At 73.6% G+C, this 20,983-nt stretch carries 16 protein-coding genes and 1 pseudogene; 6 read left to right on the top strand and 11 right to left on the bottom strand.

The annotated features are described in order from the left end of the window. The first annotated feature begins 44 nt into the window (after positions 1-44). Positions 45-929, top strand: a complete 885-nt coding sequence (locus IE142_RS05305) for a hypothetical protein (protein WP_191884632.1) — start codon at positions 45-47, stop codon at positions 927-929. A gap of 43 nt (positions 930-972) precedes the next feature. Here IE142_RS05305 and IE142_RS05300 read toward each other — a convergent pair whose 3' ends face one another. Then, positions 973-1,896, bottom strand: a complete 924-nt coding sequence (locus IE142_RS05300; protein ID WP_191884631.1) for a glycosyltransferase — start codon at positions 1,894-1,896, stop codon at positions 973-975. 713 nt (positions 1,897-2,609) lie between these two features. Here IE142_RS05300 and IE142_RS05295 point away from each other — a divergent pair. Together IE142_RS05295 and IE142_RS05290 are read left to right on the top strand one after the other, a co-directional pair. Then, positions 2,610-3,272, top strand: coding sequence for an RNA polymerase sigma factor (locus tag IE142_RS05295; protein WP_191884630.1), 663 nt, complete (start codon positions 2,610-2,612; stop codon positions 3,270-3,272). Beyond that, entirely contained in the window at positions 3,272-4,378 is a 1,107-nt protein-coding gene (locus IE142_RS05290; protein ID WP_191884629.1) for a hypothetical protein, read from the top strand. The genes IE142_RS05295 and IE142_RS05290 overlap by 1 nt, the downstream gene beginning before the upstream one ends. A gap of 257 nt (positions 4,379-4,635) precedes the next feature. Here the strand turns inward: IE142_RS05290 and IE142_RS05285 are convergent, their stop codons facing one another. Beyond that, on the bottom strand, positions 4,636-5,544 hold the full coding sequence (locus IE142_RS05285; protein ID WP_191885043.1) for a L,D-transpeptidase family protein: 909 nt from the start codon (positions 5,542-5,544) through the stop codon (positions 4,636-4,638). A gap of 252 nt (positions 5,545-5,796) precedes the next feature. On the opposite strand from IE142_RS05285, the gene IE142_RS05280 reads away from it, so the two are divergent. Both IE142_RS05280 and IE142_RS05275 read left to right on the top strand, forming a co-directional pair. Next, complete coding sequence (locus tag IE142_RS05280) at positions 5,797-7,377, top strand: acyl-CoA mutase large subunit family protein (RefSeq protein WP_191884628.1); 1,581 nt, start codon at positions 5,797-5,799, stop codon at positions 7,375-7,377. Positions 7,378-7,409: 32 nt separating this feature from the next. Beyond that, a pseudogene (locus IE142_RS05275) lies at positions 7,410-7,851 on the top strand (TetR/AcrR family transcriptional regulator C-terminal domain-containing protein); the annotation flags it as partial. Here IE142_RS05275 and IE142_RS05270 read toward each other — a convergent pair. The 3 genes from IE142_RS05270 to IE142_RS05260 form a co-directional block, all read right to left on the bottom strand. After that, positions 7,839-8,828, bottom strand: a complete 990-nt coding sequence (locus IE142_RS05270; protein WP_191884627.1) for a class I SAM-dependent methyltransferase — start codon at positions 8,826-8,828, stop codon at positions 7,839-7,841. The pseudogene IE142_RS05275 and the gene IE142_RS05270 sit on opposite strands and share 13 nt — an antisense overlap. A gap of 77 nt (positions 8,829-8,905) precedes the next feature. After that, positions 8,906-10,048, bottom strand: a complete 1,143-nt coding sequence (locus tag IE142_RS05265; RefSeq protein ID WP_191884626.1) for an acyltransferase family protein — start codon at positions 10,046-10,048, stop codon at positions 8,906-8,908. A 45-nt stretch (positions 10,049-10,093) separates the two neighbouring features. Next, on the bottom strand, positions 10,094-10,990 hold the full coding sequence (locus IE142_RS05260) for a class I SAM-dependent methyltransferase (RefSeq protein WP_191884625.1): 897 nt from the start codon (positions 10,988-10,990) through the stop codon (positions 10,094-10,096). 380 nt (positions 10,991-11,370) lie between these two features. Between IE142_RS05260 and IE142_RS05255 the strand changes: the two genes are divergently transcribed. Next, entirely contained in the window at positions 11,371-12,462 is a 1,092-nt protein-coding gene (locus IE142_RS05255) for an acyltransferase (RefSeq protein ID WP_191884624.1), read from the top strand. Positions 12,463-12,525: 63 nt separating this feature from the next. Here IE142_RS05255 and IE142_RS05250 read toward each other — a convergent pair whose 3' ends face one another. The 6 genes from IE142_RS05250 to IE142_RS05225 all read right to left on the bottom strand — a co-directional run bounded on the left by IE142_RS05250 (position 12,526) and on the right by IE142_RS05225 (position 20,957). Continuing rightward, positions 12,526-13,881: a polysialyltransferase family glycosyltransferase gene (locus IE142_RS05250; RefSeq protein WP_191884623.1), complete on the bottom strand. Its 1,356-nt coding sequence runs from the start codon at positions 13,879-13,881 to the stop codon at positions 12,526-12,528. A 3-nt stretch (positions 13,882-13,884) separates the two neighbouring features. Next, a complete protein-coding gene (locus tag IE142_RS05245) occupies positions 13,885-14,850 on the bottom strand; it encodes a glycosyltransferase family 2 protein (protein ID WP_191884622.1) in 966 nt (321 codons plus the stop codon). A 123-nt stretch (positions 14,851-14,973) separates the two neighbouring features. Next, positions 14,974-17,208, bottom strand: a complete 2,235-nt coding sequence (locus IE142_RS05240) for a polysaccharide pyruvyl transferase family protein (RefSeq protein ID WP_191884621.1) — start codon at positions 17,206-17,208, stop codon at positions 14,974-14,976. Beyond that, the gene (locus IE142_RS05235; protein WP_191884620.1) at positions 17,205-18,470 is read right to left on the bottom strand and encodes a glycosyltransferase family 29 protein; all 1,266 of its coding nucleotides are present in this window, start codon (positions 18,468-18,470) and stop codon (positions 17,205-17,207) included. The genes IE142_RS05240 and IE142_RS05235 overlap by 4 nt, the downstream gene beginning before the upstream one ends. Positions 18,471-18,636: 166 nt before the next feature. Continuing rightward, positions 18,637-19,971 carry a polysialyltransferase family glycosyltransferase gene (locus tag IE142_RS05230; RefSeq protein ID WP_191884619.1) on the bottom strand — a complete coding sequence of 445 codons (1,335 nt, stop codon included), beginning with the start codon at positions 19,969-19,971 and terminating at the stop codon, positions 18,637-18,639. Further along, a complete protein-coding gene (locus IE142_RS05225; protein ID WP_191884618.1) occupies positions 19,968-20,957 on the bottom strand; it encodes a glycosyltransferase family 2 protein in 990 nt (329 codons plus the stop codon). Before IE142_RS05225 ends, IE142_RS05230 begins: the two co-directional genes overlap by 4 nt. Positions 20,958-20,983 lie beyond the last annotated feature (26 nt).

Raw genomic sequence — 20,983 nt, 5'->3', positions numbered from 1 at the left:
CGGGCGGCACGGACCCGGCGGATCGAGCGGGAACGGAGGCGGACATGGGTGCGCAGCACGGCGACGGCGACACCGGTCGCGCCGGCCCCCGCCCCGGCCACCACGACGCCCCCGGAACGGAAGCCCTGCTCGCCGCCGCCCTGCGGCAGGACCACGTCGACCCCGAGGGCGAACGGCGGGCCGTCGCGGCCTTCCGCGCCGCCCGCGACGCGGCACCGGCCCGGGCGGCCCGCACCCGCCGGCGGGACGACTGGCGGCCCCGTGAGCGGCGGCGCGCCGGACGTCCGCTGAAGACCGCCCTGTCCGTGACGCTGGCGAGCCTCACCCTGGGCGGCGTCGCCTACGCGGCGATCGGCGGGGGCGGCTTCGCCGCCGAGAGCGCACAGCCGGACGGCCCGCGTTCGTCCGCCACCACGGCCGGGGACGGCGGGGGCCGCGGCGAGGGCGCGGGCGGCGCGGACGGCACCGACGTCCGGCCGGTACCGGCGCCGAGCCCCGCCACCACGGCCCCGGACGCCCCAGCCCGGTCCGGCCGTCCGGCCTCCGCCCAGGAGACCGAGGAGGCCTGCCGCGCTCTCCAGCGGCTGGACGGCCGCGGCAAGGCGCTGGACGCCGCGGTCTGGGAGGGGCTCGTCGCGGCTGCGGGCGGCGAGGAGGACGTCGCCGCCCACTGCGCCGAGGTGCGTGCCGGAGACGCCCGGCAGGACGCCGGGGACGGCGCGGACGGGCTCGTCCCCTCGGTCGCCCCGGCGCCGTCGGGAGGACCCGCGGACGCGGCGGGCGGTGCGGTGGGGGGCACGGCCGACGGTGGTGCGGACGCCGGGGACGACGGAGCGGGCGGGGCCGGCCTGGACGCGGGCGACGGCGCGGCGGCCGGCACCGTCGCCGGGCGGTCCGGCCTGTCTCCCGGGACGGGCGGACAGCCTTAGGCCCGGCCGGGGAAGGCCGCCCGCCCCGGCGGAGCCGCGGCGGTCAGTGCCGCTCGTAGTCCTGGTTCTCGCTCTCCTCGGTGAGCCAGTTCACCTTCTGGTGGAGGGCGTCGGCTCCCTCGGGTTGCAGGGTCGACGGGTCGTAGTCGCCCTTCGTCTCCATCTGGTAGTCGACCAGGGCCTTGAGCATGGGATTCGGACCCGTGCGTACCGCGGCGTCGCCGGTGCCGAAGTCGCCCTCGGTCGCGCCCTCGTTCATGAGCGCGACCTGCTTGATGATGCGGTCCATCGCGACCGAACCCTGCTGCACGGCGAAGAAGTGGTTACCGAATTGGCCCGACTTGAGATAGTGCTCCGCGGCGGCCCCGGTCTTCTCGCCCTCCGAGAGTTCGAGTTTGTCCAGATTGGCGTCTTTCAGGGCAGCGTCCCTGGACCGCTTGTCGCGCAACTGCGGCCCGAGCACGGGAACGTCGCCGACACTGAGTCGGGGAACGTCCTCGTGCAGCTTGACCTGGCCGATCCCCAGGTCGACATCCGCGTAGACGCCGCCGTGCTTGTGCAGGATGCCGTAACGCGCCAGGTCGGAGGCGGCGGGGTAGTCCTTCGCCGCGAGGGCCGCCCGGTAGGCGCTCTCGACCCGTTCGTCCAGGCCGTCCTCGATGTTCTTCCGCTCGATGCTGCCCATGCGCAACTTCCCGACGAGCGGCGTGAAAGCAGTGCCCCAGTCGGTGTCGGGAGTGGTCCAGATGAGGATCTTCCAGCCGCTGGTCTTCGCCTGCTCCGCCCACTGCACGATGTTCCGGAGGGCGGCGTCCTTCATCCTTCCGCCGAGCCAGCAGAAGTGCACCAGCGGAGGAATGGCCGTTTTCTCCCCGTCGGGAGAGGGCGCGGGCCGGCCGGCCGACCGGTCCTCGGCCGTCGCCGTTCCGGTGGCCCGCTGGAGCACCGCGGGATGCCCCTGCCCCAAGGCGCGCGTCGTCGCGGCGTTGCCGACGGAACGCTGCAGGGTCGTGAGGGCAGGTGGCCGGTCGGACGACCTCGGCCTCGACGGCACCGGTGCCCGACGGGCTTCCGTGCGAGATAAGTCCGCCGCTGGAACACGTCCTGAATGCACTGGCATCCGTACTTCCGTGAGGGGTCGGAGGCGACGAGCCGCACCGCCTCCGGTGCCGGTGGGCCGCAGATAAACAGGTGGGCCCTGAAAGGGTGTTGGGGACGTTACCACCCCGTGTGCGAGCCGTCGGGGCGGTCGCCGGGCGATGCGGGAAGGTGCTCACCGGGCCGGTCGGCGCGCGGGCTGCGGAAGGCAGGTGGTGTTCTGCGGCGCCCAGTTCGGAGTGGGCGTGCGCCGGAGACGACCGGGGCCGCCACCCCCCACAGGAGAGGCCCCGGCCGTCGCGCGGCACGGGCCGCGCGGCGGCCCGTACTCCCTACAGCGCCGCGACTGCGTTTTCTGTCACACCCCACCGCGTCACGGGTTAGTTGCATCTTGTACGGCTATGCGATGGGGACATGGACGAGTGGCGGTTTCAAGACGTAACGTGCCATTCGCGCCGATCAGCGGGGGGTCTCCTCCCACATCACGTGAGCGGTGGACCACCGCGACCATCAATCGGGAACCACGACGGCGAGTACCCGGTCCGCGAGAGCGGCGCCGGCTTAGGCGCAAAGAGAGGCTCGGTGCTGGGGGACGACGCGGAGCTGACCGCCGCGGTGCGGGCGGCCCAGGACGGGGACGAGACCGCGTTCCGGACTGTGTACCGCGCGGTGCATCCGCGACTGCTGGGATACGTGCGGACGCTGGTGGGCGACCCGGACGCCGAGGACGTGGCGTCCGAGGCATGGCTGCAGATCGCCCGTGACCTGGAGCGGTTCGACGGCGACGCCGACCGGTTCCGCGGCTGGGCCGCCCGCATCGCCCGCAACCGCGCCCTGGACCACATCCGCATGCGGGGACGCCGGCCCGCGATCGGCGGCGACGAGACCGAGCTGGCCGGCAAGCCGGCCGAGTCCGACACGGCGGGCGAGGCCATCGAGGCCCTGGCCACCGGCCGCGCCCTCTCCCTCATCGCCCGGTTGCCCCAGGACCAGGCCGAGGCGGTGGTCCTGCGCGTGGTGGTGGGCCTCGACGCCAAGAGCGCCGCGGAGACGCTGGGCAAGCGGCCCGGTGCCGTCCGTACGGCGGCGCACCGCGGTCTGAAGCGCCTGGCCGAACTCCTCGGCGGCGATCCGGAATCGGGCGGCGGGCTCGGCGCCCTGCCGCCCCAGCGAGAACCGCACCGCCGTGCGGTGACGTCCGCGAGTGTGACGCATACGCGTGCGCGGACGCAGAAGGACATGTGATGGCCGACGAGCAGGACAGGTGGCTGGACCGCGAAACGGCGGAGATCTTGCTGCGCGGAGAGTCACTGGAGGCTGTCGACCCCGCGGTCCGCGAACGGGCCGAACGGCTCGTCCAGGCCCTCGGCGCGCTCGCCTCCCCGCCCGTGCCGACCAGCGGGGAACTCCCCGGCGAGGCCGCCGCGCTGGCCGCTTTCCGCAAGGTGCGCGCCGAGCGGGCCGACGAGGCGGCGGGGGCGCCGGCCGGCCGCGGACGCGCCGGCGCGGTACCGCCGTCCGACGCCGCGCTGATCCGCATCGGCCCGCGTGGCGAAGGCGCCCGGCGCCCCCGCCGGGATCGTCCGCTGCGCCTCGGGCTGGCCGCCGCGCTGACCGTCGGCATGGTCGGCGGGGTGGCGGTGGCGGCCGGAACCGGAGTCCTGCCGCGGCCGTTCGACGACGCCGCACCGGACCCCGCCGCCACCGTGTCGGCCGCCGAGTCCCCCGACCGTCCGCTCATCTCGCCCTCGCCGCTGGACGGCATGCGGGGTGGCTCGGTGCCCGGCGGCGGTCCCACGACCGGCGTGCCCGACCGCGACGAGCCGGCGGACGGCACGGCCGAGGGCCGCGACACCGACTCCGAGGATCAGGGGACCGGCGGTCCCGGAGGAGGGCGGCAGGCCCTCGCCGCGGCCTGCCGCGACGTACGGGCCGGCCGGGAACTCGACGACGCCCGCAGGCGCGCTCTGGAGGAGGCCGCCGGGAGTTCGTCGAAGATCGGCAAGTACTGCCGGAACCTCCTCGCCGGCCCCGGCACCGCCGCCCAGGACCGCGACACCGGCCGGGACGCCGGGAGCAACGGTGAGGCCGGTGAGGCGGCGCGGGAACGCGAACCGCGCAAGGACGCGGGCAACAAAGGGGACAAGGAAGGCAAGGGGGACAAGAGCGACCGTGGCGACGACGGTGGCAACGACGGCAAAGGGGCCAAGGGTGGCAAGGGCGGTGGAGGAGGCGGCGGTGACGGGGACGGCAAGGGCGATGACGGCGGCGGCCACATAGTCCCGCCCGCCGGACAGCACCACCGCCCGCACGCCCCCTCGGCGCCGGCGCACCGGCCGTGGTCGGGGTAACGGTCGCACGCGTCGCTCCCGACCGGCGACATCGCCTCTGGGGCCGCCTCTGACCTGCGCTTTCCCTAGGTGTACGGAATCTCCTCGTCGAGGGTGTGACACTTTCGGCCGCCGTGGCGCAGTAATGAGTGAGCCGACTGGTCATCGGCTTTCGCACCGAGCCGGGGTTCCCCCCGTACCTACGGCTCGTGCACTCGGCGCGGGCGGGACACGTTCCCCCGGTCCCGCCCGCGCCCCCGTTCCGTCCGTCCCCCGCTTCACCGGTACACGACGACCTTGTCGCCGTTGCGCACCTGCGCGTACAGCTCCGCGACGGCGGCCTCGTCCCGCACGTTGACGCAGCCGTGCGAGGCGCCCGCGTAGCCGCGGACAGCGAAGTCGTCCGAGTAGTGCACGGCCTGGCCGCCGCTGAAGAACATCGCGTACGGCATGGCCGAGTCGTAGAGCGTCGAGACGTGGTGGCGGGACTTCCAGTAGACCTGGAACACACCCTCGCGGGTCGGCGTGTACTGCGAGCCGAACCGCACCGGCATCGTCGACACGGTCCGCCCGTCGATCATCCAGCGCAGCGTCCGGCTGGTCTTGCTCACGCACAGCACCCGGCCGGTGAGGCAGCGCGGGTCGGGCGCGGCGGCCGGCTGGCCGCCCATCAGGTACAGCTCCCACTTGCCCGGCTCGCGCGTCATGCCCAGCAGCCGCTGCCAGGTCACGGTGTCCGTCCTGCCGGTCCGCGGCAGCCCGCGCTTGCCCTGGAAGCCGCTCACCGCGCGCTCGGTCAGGTCGTCGTACGTCCCGGTCGGGCCGTCGACCAGCCACTCGACCTGGCGCAGCCGGGCCTGGAGCTCGCGCACGTCCCGGCCGCTGTCGCCGGGCCGCCACAGCACCGGGCCCGCGGTCGGGGCGGGCGGCGCGCTCGGGGGCCGGTCGCCGGCCGGCGCGCCCTTCGGCCCGTCCGCCCCTTCTGGGGCCTTCGGTGTCGTCGGCTCCCTCGATTCCTTCGCCTTCTTCGACGGAGCGCTCGTGACGTCTATGTGCACCGGCGCGCGCCCCTTGCCGTCCGGGCCCGTGCCCTGCACGGTGCAGCCGCCGACCGCCAGCACGCCCCCCAGCGCGACGGCCACCGCCCTCCTGGTGCTGCCCACGCTCCCCATGCCCGTCATACGCATCACGACCCCCCGCCGTCTCACCGCCCCGCACGGACGTCCCCTGAGATGTTCCCCGCGGATGACGCGCCGCGAACGGCGCGGCATCGTTGTGACCGGGACCGCATCGAAGTTGTGAGCAAGGTCCCAGCGTGCGCCCCTCCACGGGTGGTGCGTGCGCCGATACAGTCCGTCGACAGGGTCGGTCTGTACTGGCGAGTAACTGACGGGTAGTTCGAGCTTTTCGAACATGTGCTCAGCGGGAGGCAACACACCATGGCGCGCGAGTCGGAGTCCGGACTGCCCATCGAACCGGTCTACGGGCCCGACAGCCTGGCGGGCTGGGACGCGGCCGAGAAGCTGGGCGAGCCGGGGGAGTACCCCTTCACCCGGGGCGTGTACCCGACGATGTACACGGGCCGGCCGTGGACGATGCGCCAGTACGCAGGTTTCGGCACGGCGACGGAGTCCAACGCCCGCTACAAGCAGCTGATCGCCAACGGCACGATGGGCCTGTCGGTCGCCTTCGACCTGCCGACCCAGATGGGCCACGACTCCGACGCGCCGATCGCGAGCGGCGAGGTCGGCAAGGTCGGCGTGGCGATCGACTCGATCGACGACATGCGGGTGCTGTTCGGCGGGATCCCGCTGGACAAGGTGTCGACGTCGATGACGATCAACGCGCCCGCCGCCCTGCTGCTCCTGCTCTACCAACTCGTCGCCGAGGAGCAGGGTGTGAGCGCCGACAAGCTCACCGGCACGATCCAGAACGACGTGCTGAAGGAGTACATCGCGCGGGGCACGTACATCTTCCCGCCCAAGCCGTCGCTGCGCCTGATCGCGGACATCTTCAAGTACTGCAAGGCCGAGATCCCGAAGTGGAACACGATCTCGATCTCCGGTTACCACATGGCCGAGGCGGGGGCCTCGCCCGCGCAGGAGATCGCGTTCACTCTCGCGGACGGCATCGAGTACGTGCGCACGGCGGTCGCGGCCGGCATGGACGTCGACGACTTCGCACCCCGCCTGTCGTTCTTCTTCGTGGCCCGTACGACGATCCTGGAGGAGGTCGCCAAGTTCCGCGCGGCCCGCCGGATCTGGGCGCGGGTGATGAGGGAGGAGTTCGGCGCGAAGAACCCCAAGTCGCTGATGCTGCGCTTCCACACGCAGACGGCCGGCGTGCAGCTGACGGCGCAGCAGCCCGAGGTGAACCTGGTCCGTGTCACCGTGCAGGGCCTGGGCGCGGTCCTCGGCGGCACGCAGTCCCTGCACACCAACTCCTTCGACGAGGCCATCGCGCTGCCCACCGACAAGTCGGCGCGGCTCGCCCTGCGCACGCAGCAGGTCCTCGCCTACGAGACGGACGTGACGGCGACGGTCGATCCCTTTGCCGGTTCCTACGTCGTCGAGAAGATGACCGACGACGTCGAGGCGGCGGCGCTGGAGCTGATGGGCAAGGTCGAGGATCTGGGCGGCGCGGTCAACGCCATCGAGCACGGCTTCCAGAAGAGCGAGATCGAGCGCTCCGCCTACCGCATCGCCCAGGAGACCGACTCGGGTGAGCGGGTCGTGGTCGGCGTCAACCGCTTCCAGCTCGACGAGGAGGAGCCGTACGAGCCGCTGCGCGTCGACCCGGCCATCGAGGCCCAGCAGGCCGAACGCCTGGCGAGGCTCCGCGCGGAGCGCGACCAGCAGGCGGTGGACACGGCACTGACGGCCCTGAAGAAGGCGGCCGAGGGCGAGGACAACGTCCTGTACCCGATGAAGGACGCGCTGCGGGCCCGGGCGACGGTGGGCGAGGTGTGCAACGCGTTGCGGGAGGTTTGGGGGACGTACGTGCCGTCGGATGCCTTCTGAGGCCCGCTGAGCTGGGTCGTTACCTCGAACGTGACGGCCTGACCCTGCGCACCGTCGCCAGGGAGCTGGACGTCAGGTCGCCCGCCCTGTAGTGGCACTTCGAGGACAAGCAGGCTGCTCGACGAGATGGCCACGGAGATGTCCCGGCGGATGGCCGCCGGGACTCCCCTCGACCCGGCCGACACCTGGCGGAACGGCTGCTCGAGGTCAACCGGGGCCTGCGCGCGGCACTGCTCGGCTACCGCGACGGCGCCACGGGGTTCAGCGGCTCACGCTTCACCGGCCTGACGGGGCGTGCAGCCGCTGCCCGGCGAACGCCGGGAAGGCTACGACCTGTACGAACGCGCCCGCCTGATGGCCGACTATCCCTTGACGGCTCAGGCGGGCGCGGAGATCTCCACGGACTACGACCGGCACTTCGAGGAAGGGCCGGCCCTGGTGATCGCGGGGATCGGGGGAACCTACGGCCTCGACCGACCCGTACCGCCCGTGTTCTGGGCCGTAGCGCCCGCCTTCGCCCGCTGCGTGGCCCGGTACCGGCGCACCGCGCGGGTGACGACCGGCGGCAGTACGTCCAGGGCGAGCCGGCGGGCACGCTCGCGAGGGGTCCGCGGCCGGGGCGGGCGCGCCTGCGCGGGCCGGGCCTGCGCTCGCGGCGTCGGGGTCGCCGGTGCGGGCGCGGGCGCCGGGTGCCGTGAGGACGGCAGCGACGGCGGCCGCATCCGCTTGCCCTTGGCGCGGGCCCGCACCAGCCGGTGTCCCGCGGCCTCCTCCACGGTCACGGCGACGTCGTCGCGCTCGCGCAGGGCAGCCAGCAGTTCCTCCTGGACCGGCTCCGGGTCGCCCCAGGTGCCGTACAGCTTCTGGCTGCTCAGGCAGACGGGCCGCAGCCCCCGGTTGAGCACCGCCTCCCACGCGGCGACGGCGACGCCCGGGGTGTGCTCGCTGCGGAAGTCGTCGAGGACCACGATGCCGTCGGGCAGCAGCAGGTCCCGGGCCGCGCCGATGTCCCCGTGCACGTGCTCGTACAGGTGCGAGGCGTCGATGTGGGCGAAGCGGCAGGTGCCGGGTGCGACCTCGTCGGTGATCGTGGAGCTGACGTCCTGGACGATCGCCGGGAGGGCCTCGTGGAAGGAGAGGTAGTTCCGCTCGAAGGCCTGCCGGGTGAGCGTGGAGTACGACTTCGCCGCCTCCGCCCGGTTGGCCGCGTCCGGCGGCTCGGTCCCGAACAGGTCGCAGACCGTGAGGGTCTCGCCGTCCCGCAGATGGTGCCCCAGCAGGATCGCGCTCTTGCCCATGTAGGCGCCCAGTTCGAGCAGGTCGCCCCGGGTGCCCTGCCGCTCCTGACGCTCCAGGAACCAGGAGAACAGAACCTGGTCGAGCGGCCAGAACCAGCCGGGTACGTCGTTCAGGTCGCCGGGGTACTTGTGCGTCTCTTGCGCAGTGGCCATGCAGGGAGGATGCCTTCTCGATGCGCGAAATGGAGCGGGCACGCGCGATCCGGTGGAAGGAAAATCGCACGAATCGCTCAACGCTTCCGGACGAGCACCCTCCGTATCCTCGGCGCCAGCGGTCTCTCGACGTACCGGTGCAGCAACCACGCCAGCGCCAGCATCGCGGCGGCCGTCAGAACGAAGGTCACCGCCGACGGCACCCCCAGACCGCGGTGCAGCAAGTAAATCAACACCCACCCGAGGTGCTCGTGCACCAGGTAGAACGGGTACGTCAACGCCCCGGCCACCGTCAGCCCGCGCCAGGTCACCCGGTCCAGCAGTCCCAGCGCGATCGCCCCGACCGCCACGAAGCCGAGGGCGACGACGAGGACGATGCCGAAGGACGTCCGATGGGCGAACGCGTCCGGGTCGGCTGCGTTCCACAGCCCACGTACCGCGTAGTGCTGCCCGAACAGGAAACCGCCGGCCACGATGCCCCACGCGTGGGCGTCCCGCCGGTCGCGGTGGACGAGGTACAGGCCGATGCCGCCGATGAAGAACGGGGCGTACTCCGGCATCACCACCAGGTCGAGCAGCGGCTCGTTCGCGGCCTCGGCGAGCGCCGAGGCCAGCAGCCAGCCGGCGCAGAACACCACGACCCGCCCGCGGTTCGCGCCGGGCAGGACCACGCACAGGCCGAACAGCGCGTAGAAGCGGACCTCGACCCACAGGGTCCAGCACACCCCCAGCACCCGGTCCGCGCCCAGCGGCTGCTGGAGCATGGTCAGGTTGACCAGAGCGTCGCTCGGCGAGACCGCGTCGTAGGCGACCACCGGCAGCGCGAACACCGCCGTCACCAGGACGACCGCCACCCAGTAGGCGGGCAGCAGCCGGGCGGCTCGGGAGGCGCAGTACGAGGCCACGGAGCGGCCCCAGCCGCTCATGCAGATGACGAACCCACTGATCACGAAGAAGATCTGCACCCCGAGGCAGCCGTAGGCGAAAGAGCCGTGCAGCGTCGGGAACTGGCGGGCCGGCGAACTGCCCCAGGCCTCGGCGACCGCCCCGCCGCGCCCGCCGTAGTGGTACGCCGCCACCATCAGCGCGGCCACCAGCCGTAGTCCGTCCAGGGCGCGCAGCCGGCCGGGCGCGCCCTTCGCCCGCGTCGCCCGCGCCGGTGCGGGAGCGCTGTCTGCGACGGGGCGCGTCACCGGCGCGCTCACGACCGCCTCGGTCACTGCTGCTGCTCCTTCGGCCGTGCCGGCCCGGTCGTACGTGGGTGTTCAGGACGCCCGCAGGAAGGCGGAGTGGGCTGCCTTGCCCAGGTAGGTGAAGCGCGTGCCGTCCTTCAGGTGCTCGTCGAGGGCCTCCTTGACGCCCGGCCAGTTGGGGTCGCCGAAGTCGTCCAGGACGACCACCGCGCCCGGCGCGGCGATCTCCTCGGCCCACTGCAGGTCCTGGCGGACCCCCTTGGCCGAGTGGTCGCCGTCGACGACGATCACGCCGTACGCGCGGTCGGAGACCGCGGCCCGGGTCTCGGGGTCCTCGGAGTAGCCGCGCCGGATCCGGGCGGCCGTGCCCGCCGGACCGGCGAGGGCGAGGTTGGTGCGCACGGCGTGCTCGTCGACCGGGGAGCCCGTCGGGTCGGGGCGCGGGTCGGTGCCCGGCTGGAGCTGGACGCCGGCGAAGGGGTCGACGATGGTCAGGCTCGGGCTGCGGCCGTCGCGCTCCATCATCCGGAGCAGGCCGGTGGAGAACATGCCGTACAGCGTCCCTATCTCCAGGATCTCGTCGTTCGGCGGGTCGAGGAGCGGGATCGTGCCGAGCTTGCCGCAGATGTTCATGGTGCCGCCCGCGACCCGGCCCACGCCCAGCGACTCCAGTGCCACGAGCAGCCGGTAGGCGGTGGCGACGTTGCGGACCGCCGCGTCACGGTCGTCGGCCAGGGCGGCGACCTCGGCGTGCAGGCGCTTCAGCGGGCCGTCGGCCACCACCCGGGAGAGGCCGCGGCCGGGGGAGCCGAGCAGCAGCTCGTTGCTGAGCCGGTGCGCCGAGGCCTCCCGCACCGCCGAGCGGACCTCTCGCTCGACGCGCCGGTCGATGCGCTGGTCGATGAGGTCGGCCACGGGACGCAGCAGACGCCGGGAGACCGGACTGCGGAGCAGGGAGCGGCTGTTCATGGGGCAACGACCTCAATCCGTCACGGAGGTGAACGTGTGAGTACGCGGAACGCCAGTGGGGTGGATGGGGCCAGACTAGGGAGGTCGCGACCTGAAGCGGAGCTGTCGAACGGGCGGCCGGGGGAACTTCTGTCGAACGCCGTGTGACGGGACGATGGAGGAACCCGGAGTTCACCGGAAGGTCATGCGCGTGTGGCCATTGTTCACGCGGGACGGCTTCCGGCCGCGCACGGCGCCTGCATAGCCTGCACCGATGTGCGCCGCGCGGGCGCCGCGGCTGCGGGTGCGCGCGGCGCGGGCCTTCGATCTGCTGGCCCGGCCGGAGAACCGGCGGGCCCGCGCGTACTGTCCGGGAGTGACCACCCATCGCCGCCGAGCCCTTGACCGCCGCCGAGTCCCCGCGCGAACCCGTCCCCGCCACCGCGGAGACACCGGCCCCGCGCGCCCGGGGCGAGCACCGGTACGACATCGACCTCGTCCGGGTCCTGGCCTCGGTCGGGGTCATCGTCTGCCACGCCGCGGGCGAGATGATGAAGGCCGTGGACCGCACGCCCCCCGAGGGCGGGCCCGTCTACTGGACCGCGCTCGCCGGGGACGCGCTGAGCCGGTGCGCCGTGCCGCTGTTCTTCGCGATCGCCGGCTGGGTGGTGCTGAGCGGGGCGCCGCCCCGGGACGGCGGGCAGATCCGCAAGCGGCTGGCCCGCATCGTCGTGCCGATGGCCGTGTGGACCGTCGCCTACCTGGCGTGGGACTGGATCCGGGACGCGAACGCCGGCCCCACCCGCGACCTCGCGTGGGACGCGCTGTTCGGCTCGGTGCGGCCGGCCTTCCACCTCTGGTACCTGTACGCGTACGTCCCGGTGATCCTGCTGCTGTCGGTGGCCGTCCTGGTCCGGGCCGGCAAACGGCCATGGGGCGCGGGCGCCGCCCTGCTCGCCCTGGCGCTCGCCCCCACCCTCCTCGGTGACCTCGCGCGCCTCCTCGACGTCCGCCTCCCGCCCTTCGCCTGGCAGTTCGGCGTCTACCAGATCGTGTACGCGGTCGCCGGTGCCGTCCTGCTGTCGCTGCCGGCCTCCGCGGTCGCGGGCCGCGCGCGGCGCCTGGTGTGGCTGGCCGGCGGACTGTGCGCGTGGGGGGCGGTGGCGGTGTACGAGCACCGGGTGCACTTCCCGAGCCCGTACGCCTCCCTCGTGGTGGCGCTGCTGGCGGGGACGCTGCTGATGGCCCTCAACCGGATCGGGGTGCCCGAGCGGTTCCGCCCGCTGCTGGGGAGGCTCGCCGGGGCCTCCTTCGGCGCCTACCTGGTGCACCTGATGTTCCTGGAGGCCGTCGCCCCGCGCCTGGTGTCGGCTGACGCCGGCTGGCCGGCCGCGGTGGCCGGGCTCGCCGGGCTCACGCTGGCCACGGTCGTACTGTCGTTCGCCGCCGCCCTGCTGTGGCCGCGGCTGCGACTGGGCCGCTGGCTGGGCTGAGCCGACGGCACGCGAAGGCCGGCCCCCCACCTAGTGGCGGGGGGCCGGCACCGTCCTACCGGGTCACTTCTTCCCGGCGCCGCGCCGCACCGCCCTGCGCACCACGCGACGGGCCCGCCGCACCTGGAGCTTCGCGCGCAGTTGCGGGCGGCTGCCGGGCAGGCCGAGCTCGGTCAGGCGCAGCTCGGGGAAGTAGTAGCCGGGGCTGGTAGCCAAATTGGCCCGCAGCCAGGTCTCCGTCGGCTCGCGCAGCTCCGCGTACGTCTTGGGCTGCATGCAGAAGCCGATCGCCCGCACCAGCGGCGACAGGGTCGCGGGTGCCGCCTCCACGAGGGCCGGGCTCTGCCCGCGCTCCAGGTCGGGCACCAGGTGGTCGACGACGGCCAGCGGCACGCGGTTGCTGTTCGGGTAGGGCTTGAGCCGTCCCATCACCAGCGCGGTCCCCACCCGGGCGATGGGCACGTCGTAGTAGGCGGAGGCGGTCACCATCGCCGTCGAGAAGCAGCCGACGACGAGTTCGGGCGCGCAGTGGTCGTACAGCGTCTCGGCCAGCAGGGGCGCGTCCAGGACGGTGAGCCGCACGCCCGCGTCCGCCGCCGCCTTGCTCAGCGCCGCCGTGTAACCGGCGGGGGCGGTCGGGTGGGGCTTGAAGACCACGGAGCGGTGCCCGGCGCGCGCCGCCCCGATGAGCATGCGGACGTGGAGGTCCTCCTCCTCCTCCGCGCTCAGGATGTTGATCGCCGCCAGGTACTGGCCGAGCAGCACGGCGGTCGGCTTCTCCCGGACCACGGGCACCAGCCGGGGGTCGTCCGCCGCCTCCCGGGATATCTCGTCGAGCACCGCGCGGAACGCGTCGTCCGGTACGACCTCGGGCTCGACGTCGAACTCGGACAGCAGCAGCGGCTTCAGACCCGGTATCAGGTCGAGATGGAGCAGCCGCCGGATGCGGCGCGCGAGGGTCAGCGGCAGCTTCTCGCGGGTCGGGCCGTAGCTCATCAGGCCGTCGGCGTACACGTGCAGCGCCGCCTCGGAGAAGATCGCCGCCAGCGCGCGGGCCGGGTTGACCTGGATCGACTCGACGGCGAGCTCGATCAGGTCGCGTTCGCCGATGCCCCAGGCGAGCCGGAACGCCTTCTGCCACAGCGCCGTGTCGTTGCCGCGCGGGCCCCAAGCGCTGGGGTGGTGCGGGCGGATCGCCTCGTTCCAGCTGACCACGGAGTCGAACCGGCCGGATATTCGCTCGTACCCGTGCATCTCGTCGAGGCGCAGCGCGGTCTCGGGTATCGCCGCGTTGTTGGAGACCAGCAGGATGCGCCGGGCCCCGTCGCGCGGCCCGAACAGGCCCGCGTCGAGCGCCGCGGCGAGGGTGGCCGCCCCGTACAGGGTGGAGACCTGGAAGATCTGGGTCTTGTGGGGCATGGATCAGGCAGCCTTCCGCCCGTCACGCAGGCGGCTGAGCAACCTGCTCCGAGTCTTGTCGATGGTGCGCAGGGTCTCGTCCAGCACGTGCTGGGGCATGCGGTGCAGCGCGTCCCGCGCCTCCCGCCGCAGCCGCTGGGCCGCCGAGGTCTCGTACTCGTCCACCTTGCCGAGGTGGAAGGCGATCATCGCGCAGTACGTGCGTACGGCCTTCGGGAGGAAGCGCTCGGCCTCGTGGTCCGCCAGCAGGTCCTTCAGGAGCATGTCGTAGGCCGGGATGAAGTCGAGCTGGCGGGCGTCCTTGATCTGGGTGAGGGAGGTGGCCACGCCCCGTCGGTAGAAGACGCCGTGCAGACCGACGGAGGCGTACGAGGTGGCCTTGAGGTGCAGGCGCCAGATCCACAGCCGGTCCTCGGCCGTGCGCAGTTCGGTCGCGAAGCGCATCGCGCCGTCGTCGAAGAGGTGCCGGCGGTAGATCCCCGCCCAGACGAAGGGGTAGTCGACCATCGTCTCCATGTGGGGCGGCGCTATGCCGTCGCGCGGGTCCATCACGGTGTTGCGCGCCGGGGCCGGGGGCCGCCGGATCACCCGCTCGGTCCCGGTGGCCTGCACGTGGTCGGTGCGCGCGAAGTCGCAGCCCAGTTCCTCCACGTGAGCCACCAGTTCGGTGAGGTACCCCGGCCCGTACCAGTCGTCGCCGTCGAGGAACGTGACGAAGTCGCCCCGGGCCGCGTCGATCCCGCTGTTGCGCGCCTGGGCGATGCCCATGTTCCTCTCGTGCCGGATCACCCTGGTGTCGGCGCGTGACTCCGCCCAGCGGTCGATCGCCCATGACGTGGCATCCGTGGAGCAGTCGTCGACGAGGAGGAACTCGAAGTCCGGGTCCGCGTTGTTGGCGAGACTTCTCAGAGTGCTCTCGGCGAAGGCTTCCACATTGTGCATGGGGACGACGACGGACAGTTTCGGCACGCGGGCCTCTCACGCTCGTAGGTCGGGGATTGGAACAGGCTAACTACGCGCACGGAGCCGGCGGTGTCGCACGGGACGCGCGGAGGCGAACTCCATTCGCAGCGGAAGTGAATTCTTGGTGTCTCACACCGCGCGGAAGGTGTTCCGCAGTTCCTCGATGTTCGACCGGGTGGTCTTCCACAGGAATTCCTGCGCGCCGTGCACGTCCGCCACCGCCGCCGCGTGATCGTCGAGGACCGCCGCCGCCCGCCCCGCGAGCCGGGGGCCGAGCTCCCGGTCGTGCACGGACAGTCCCCACTCCCGGCGGTCGATGTCGGAGAGGAAGTAGGCGAGCTTGGGATGGGAGACGAGGCTCAGGATGGGGGTCCCGCAGCCGAAGGGGATCATTCCGGCGTGCCCGCGCATCCCGATCACCAGGCGCGCGCGGCCGTAGAGGTCGCGGATGCCGTCGTTCGACAGGTCGTAGAGCTGCTCGACGGGCAGGGCCAGCCCGTGCTCCCGCCGCAGGTCGTGCACGAACCTCTCGTCGGCCGGCATGTGGGCCGCGTACCGTACGTCGGCCCGGTCGCGCAGGCTGCGCAGCGCGTCCGCCATCTGGGCGAGGAAGTGGCCGTAGTCGTGCCCGAAGCGCAGGCCCGCGCGGTCGTAGGCGCAGTTGACCAGGACCGTGTCGGACCGCTCCACCGAGGCGAACCGGTCCGGGTCGAGGAGCCGGGCCACCGTGGTCGGGCAGGGCTGGTAGCGCACCCGGTCCCGCAGCCCGGCGGGCAGCAGCTCGCGGACCCGGTCGATCGAGCCGTGGTTGCGCAGCCCGAAGAACGCCGACCGCTCGACGAGGACCCGCAGGCTCTCGGCGAACCGGCCCCGGCGGTAGAGCTGCCCGTCGAAGACGTTGTACCCGACGGCGAACACCGCCAGCGGCGCGGTGAGGCGGGCCAGGAGGTCGTCCGGGACGTTCCACTGCCAGTGGCTGTTGCCGTTGGGGGAGGTGTCCGGCAGGAACAGCCCGCCGCCGCCCACGATCACCCCGCGCCGCGCGTTCAGCTGCTCCAGGGCGGCCTCGTCGACCAGCCGGTGCACCGGCTGCCGGTACCAGCGGCGCGGGCCGGTGTCGCTGTCGAAGCACATGCGCACCGCCTCGGGCAGCACCTTGTCCCCGGCGTTCTCCTGCCCCTCCGCGAACAGCGCCACGTGCGCCAGCTGCCGGTCGGCGGCGTCGCCCGGCTGCCGCGGCTCCGGCACGTCAGGTCGGGTGCGCACGTACCAGCTGTGGCAGCCGGCGTCGGTGGGGTCGGCCTCCAGCCCGTCGCGGGCGTAGGCGTGCGCCTCGTCCTCCCGTCCGCACAGCCACGCCAGCCGGGCGAGCTGCGCGAAGGCGCGCGGGGCGACGTCCGGGGAGGCCGCCGCGAGCAGCAGGTGCGCCTCGGCCTCGTCGTAGCGGGACAGGGCCATCAGGCAGACGCCGAGGGTCTCGTGGCAGCGCGGCGCGTCCAGGCGGTCCCCGACGACCGGGGCGAGGACCTCCACGGCCTCGTCGTAGCGGCCCTGCTGCCGGTGCACGTCCGCGACCGTGCGGGCCAGGTCCAGGGAGGGGCGGGCCGCCAGCAGGGGCGGGGCCAGGTGGGCCAGCAGGTCGGGGTGCTTGCGGCCGGGCAGCGCACAGTAGGCGGCGCGGAACTCCTCGTCGCCCATCTCGAAGCGGCGCCGCGCCTCGGTCGCCGGCCCGTACCCGGGCGCGTCCAGCGGGCCGGTGAAGCGCACCACGGCGACCTCCGCCGGTACCGGCAGGTCGTCGTGGAGGCGGCGGGCGAGGAAGTCGAACCGCGGGTCGAGAGGGACCAGGACGCCGTCGAGCGCTGGGCCGAGATCCTCGTCGGCGGCGACCGCGAGCCGGCCGGCCAGGGCGTCGCCCACGTCGGCGCGCTGGACGACGAACAGGCCGTCCGGCAGCACGGCGCGCCGCTGGCCGGGCTCCCCGGCGCACAGCAGCTGCTCGACGGCGCCCACCCCGTGGCGCATCCGCAGCAGTTCGCCGAGGTCGCCGAGGACGACCATGCCCGGGTCGAGGGCTACGACGGTGTCGTAGCCCTCCAGCCGGAAGACGTCCCGGCGGTCCTCCGCCCGGCGCGTGACGACGCGCGGGTGCAGCCGCCGCAGCGCGTCGAACGAGGCGTCGGCCAGACCAGGGTGGAGGACCACGAAGTCCTCGCACACCGCCGGGTTGGTCAGCACCAGGCTGCGTATCAACACGAGGAGGCCCGAAAGGCCGTCCTCGTCGGTGTGGACGGCGAAGGCGATCCGGCGTCTGCCGGTGACGGTGCTCCGGTCGTCCGCGGAGGGGGCGGAGGAGTGGGTCATCGCAGGGCGATCCTCATCTTGCGGTCGTCGACGTGCGTGGCGCGGTCCATGACCCACTCGGCCTCCCTCGGCCGCAGCCGGCCGGGCAGGGTGAAGCCGACGAGGTCCAGGCGGGGGCTCGCGTCCAGGAAGTCCAGCAGCCTCAGGACGGTGAACGCGGTGGTCGGTGCCGTCCCCCAGGCGTCCTCGCCCAGCAGCGCCGGGTCGTGCAGGGGCCGGCGCAGGGAGGCGTCGCCGACGTGCTCCTGCGCTCCGGGCACCAGCCGCTGCCGGGTGGCGCGGCGCCAGCCGGCGGCCGGATCGCCGAACACCAGTCGGATGCCGGCCCGCTGCGTCCAGGCCGGGCCGTCCCACGGGGTGTCCCCGCGCAGCGTCACGGCGTGCAGGCCGGTGCGCTCGCCGGTGCCCTCGGGGCGCACGCGGAACGCGTCGCAGCGCACCACCAGGTCGTAGGCGTCGATCTCGGCGCCGAGGGTGCTCGCGGCCACGTCGCCCGTGTTGGCGACCACGCACACCGTCCGCCCCGCGACCAGGCTCCGCAGCCCGCCGACGCCGACCGGCGTGGTGCCGCCCAGCAGCGGGTCGGGCATCCCGGACCGCTCGACGAGCCGCCGGAAGGCGCCGTGGAGCGCCAGCAGGCGCCGTACGGCGGGGTCGCCCGGCCCGCGCTCAGCGACCCGCGCCCGTACGAACGCGGCGAACCGCGGGGCGACGGCCGCGGTGGTCGTGCCGGGCCCGGTGAGCAGCTCGCGCAGCGGGCCGCCGGCCTCCGGGAACAGGGCGACGGCCGCGTCCAGGCACTCCCGCCGGCGCCGCAGGGTGTCCGTCCTGCGGGCCACCTCCGGGGCCGGCCGGCCGTCCGGCAGCAGGGCGGCGTAGCGCTCGTAGCAGCCCAGCGCCTCGTCGTCGCGGCCCAGCGCGTCCAGGGCCAGGCCGCGCAGCCGCCAGGCGCCCTTGGACCGCTGCCGGATCCCGCTCGCCGTCTCGGCGACCCCGAGCGCGAGGCCCGGCCCGTCGTCCCCGCCGGCCTCCAGCGCGCGCTCGCCGACCTGGAGCAGGGCGTCGAAGGGGTCGGCCGACGGGTCGTCGAGGGAGGCCGTGAACGTGCCGATGGCCTCGGTCAGCCGGGCCCGCGGGGGAGTGGACCCGGCACCCCGCGCCGCCAGGTGCTCGCCGCACAGGCGCAGGCCCCGGGCGTACAGCGCCGGCCTGGCGGCCTCCTTCTGCCGTGCCTTGAACAATCCCGCCAGGGGCTTCGTCATGCGCTCCACCGTTCTGCGACCGGAGGCCGAATGTGCCCCAGCGCGACGGGCCGCGGGTGGCTTCGCGGCGGACGGTGGGTGAACACTCGCCCGCGGGCGGGTGACCGGTACGACCGCCCGGGGGCGGCCCACCCGCCGGTCGCGCCCGGGAGGCCACCCGCCGGCCTCACCTCCCGATCGAGCGGCGGATCGCCCGGGCCCGCCGGACCACTCGGCGCGCCGTCGAGTTGTGCGGCAGGAAGCCGAGGCGTGCGGGGATCCCGCCGGGCAGCCCCAGCGACGTCAGCCGCCGCTTCTTGAAGTACCGCCGGGTGCGCGCGTCCAGGTGCTCGCGCAGGTACTCCTCGGCCGCCGGCCGCAGCTCGGGCAGCACCTTCGGCTGCATAGCGAACCCGACGGCCCGCACCAGCGCGGCGAGGGCGTCGGCGTCCATGGCCGGCCGGCCCTCCGCAACGGCGGCGGCGTCGGACAGGTCCGGCAGCAGCGCGTCCACGATCGTCGCGGGCACGCGGTTGCTGTTCTCGTACGGCACCAGCCGGTCCAGCAGCGTGTCGGTGCCGACCCGGGCGACCGGCAGCCCGTACAGCGCGGACGCGGTGAGCAGCGCGGTGGAGAAGCAGCCGACCACCAGCGCCGGACGCGTCCGCTGGAACAGCACCTCCGCGAGGACGGGCGTGTCCACCACCGTGAGGTCGACGCCGAGCCGGCCGGCCTCCTCCTCCAGGGTGCGGGTGAAGCGGGCCGGGGCCGTGGGGTGCGGCTTGAACACGACGCGGGTGTGCCCGAGGCCGGCGACGCCCGTCAGCATCCGCACGTGCAGCCGCTCCTCCTCCTCGGCGGAGAGGATACCCAGCGCCGACAGGTACTGGCCGAGCAGGACCGCCGGCCCCTCGACGTCGGGCAGCCCCGCGCCGGTGCCCGCCAGCCCGGCCAGCACCTTCGTGAACGCCGCGGCCGGCACGATCTCCCGCTCCACGTCGAACTCCGACAGCAGCAGCGGCGTGAGCCCCGGCACCAGGTCGAGGTGGAGCAGCCGCTCCACGCGCGTGCCGACCAGCGGGGCCAGCTTCGTGCGGGTGGGCCCGTAGCTCATCAGGCCGTCCGCGTAGACGGTCAGGGGCGCGTCGGTGAAGATCTGCGCCACGCCGAGCGCCGGGTGCACCTGGATCGACTCCACGGCCAGTGCCACGTCGTCGTCACCGAGTCCCCAGGCCCGCCGCAGGTGCCGCTCCCACAGGGGCACGTCCCCCGACCGGGGCGACCAGTCGCCGGGATGGAAGGGGAAGATGGTCTCGTTCCACGACAGCACGTCGTCGAACCGGCCCCGCAGCTGCTCGAACCCGGGCATCGCGTCCAGGGACGGTGTCGTCTCGGGCGTCGCCGCGTTGTTGGAGACCAGCAGGATCCGCCGGTCGGCCGCGTCGAAGCAGCCGGAGTCCAGGGCCGCGGCGAGCGTGGCCGTGCCGTACAGCGTCGAGGCCAGGAAGATCTGCGTGGTCACGCCGCCGCCTCCGCTTCCCGCCGGGCCGCCGCCGCACGGCGCCGCAGCCGGCGCAGCCGCGTGGCGCGTTCGGCGTCCATCGAGCCGAGCACCTCGTCGAGGGCGTCCTGCGGCATCCGTCCGAGCGCCGCCGCGCTCATCGCCTTCAGTTTCCGGGCCACGGCAGGCTCGAACCTTTCGACGGAACCGAGATGGTGGGAGATGATCGCGCAGTACGTGCGCACCGCCTTCGGCACCAGCCGCGCGGCGTCCGGGTCCCCGGCCGCCCCCGCGAGCACCTCGTCGAAGGCGCGGATGAAGTCGAGCTGGCGGACGTCACCGATCTGGGTGAGCGAGGACGCCACCCCGCGCCGGTAGAAGACGCCGAGCAGCCCGGTCACGGCGAACGACTCCGCCTCCCGGTGCAGCTTCCAGATCCACGGCCGGTCCTCGGCCGTGCGCAGCCCGTCGGTGAACCGCAGCAGGCCGTTCTCGGCCAGCCGGCGGTGGTAGACGCCCGCCCACGCGTAGGCGTAGTCGACGGAGGTCGTCCGATGCGCGGGCAGGATCGCGTCGCGGGGCCGCAGCGCCACGTTGCGGCGGCCGTGCGGCACCCGGTGCAGGGTGCGGGCCCGGCCCGTGCACTGCACGTGGTCGGTGCGCACGAAGTCGACGCCCAGCCGCTCGATCGCGGACACCAGCCGGGCGCAGTGGCCCGGCGCCAGCCAGTCGTCGCCGTCCAGGAAGGTGACGTACTCGCCGCGCGCCCGGTCGATGCCGGTGTTGCGGGCGGTGGCCAGCCCGCCGTTCTTCTCGTGTATGACCAGCACCGCCCCCGGCAGCTCGCGCTCGGCGCGGGCGAGAAGGTCCACGGTCCCGTCGGTGGAACAGTCGTCGACGAGAATGAACTCGAAGTCGTCCCGCGCGTTGGCGAGCAGACTCCGCAGGGTGTCTGGTGCGTATTGCCGCACGTTGTAGAACGGCACGATGACGGAGAGCTTGGGCACGTCGGCGAGGTTATGCGGCGGCCCGT

It is taken from the genome of Streptomyces mutabilis (assembly GCF_014649815.1).
Lineage (GTDB): Bacteria > Actinomycetota > Actinomycetes > Streptomycetales > Streptomycetaceae > Streptomyces > Streptomyces mutabilis.
Note: the sequence above shows the minus strand (reverse complement) of the source record. Positions and strands in the feature narration are given on the sequence as shown.

What these genes read in the sequence shown, in the direction of transcription:
- IE142_RS05305 (WP_191884632.1), top strand. Translation starts at nt 45, where the DNA reads ATGGGTGCGCAGCACGGCGACGGCGACACCGGTCGCGCCGGCCCCCGC.
- IE142_RS05250 (WP_191884623.1), bottom strand. Translation starts at nt 13,881, where the DNA reads ATGCCCCACAAGACCCAGATCTTCCAGGTCTCCACCCTGTACGGGGCG.
- IE142_RS05290 (WP_191884629.1), top strand. Translation starts at nt 3,272, where the DNA reads ATGGCCGACGAGCAGGACAGGTGGCTGGACCGCGAAACGGCGGAGATC.
- IE142_RS05280 (WP_191884628.1), top strand. Translation starts at nt 5,797, where the DNA reads ATGGCGCGCGAGTCGGAGTCCGGACTGCCCATCGAACCGGTCTACGGG.
- IE142_RS05285 (WP_191885043.1), bottom strand. Translation starts at nt 5,544, where the DNA reads ATGCGTATGACGGGCATGGGGAGCGTGGGCAGCACCAGGAGGGCGGTG.
- IE142_RS05240 (WP_191884621.1), bottom strand. Translation starts at nt 17,208, where the DNA reads ATGACCCACTCCTCCGCCCCCTCCGCGGACGACCGGAGCACCGTCACC.
- IE142_RS05270 (WP_191884627.1), bottom strand. Translation starts at nt 8,828, where the DNA reads ATGGCCACTGCGCAAGAGACGCACAAGTACCCCGGCGACCTGAACGAC.
- IE142_RS05235 (WP_191884620.1), bottom strand. Translation starts at nt 18,470, where the DNA reads ATGACGAAGCCCCTGGCGGGATTGTTCAAGGCACGGCAGAAGGAGGCC.
- IE142_RS05260 (WP_191884625.1), bottom strand. Translation starts at nt 10,990, where the DNA reads ATGAACAGCCGCTCCCTGCTCCGCAGTCCGGTCTCCCGGCGTCTGCTG.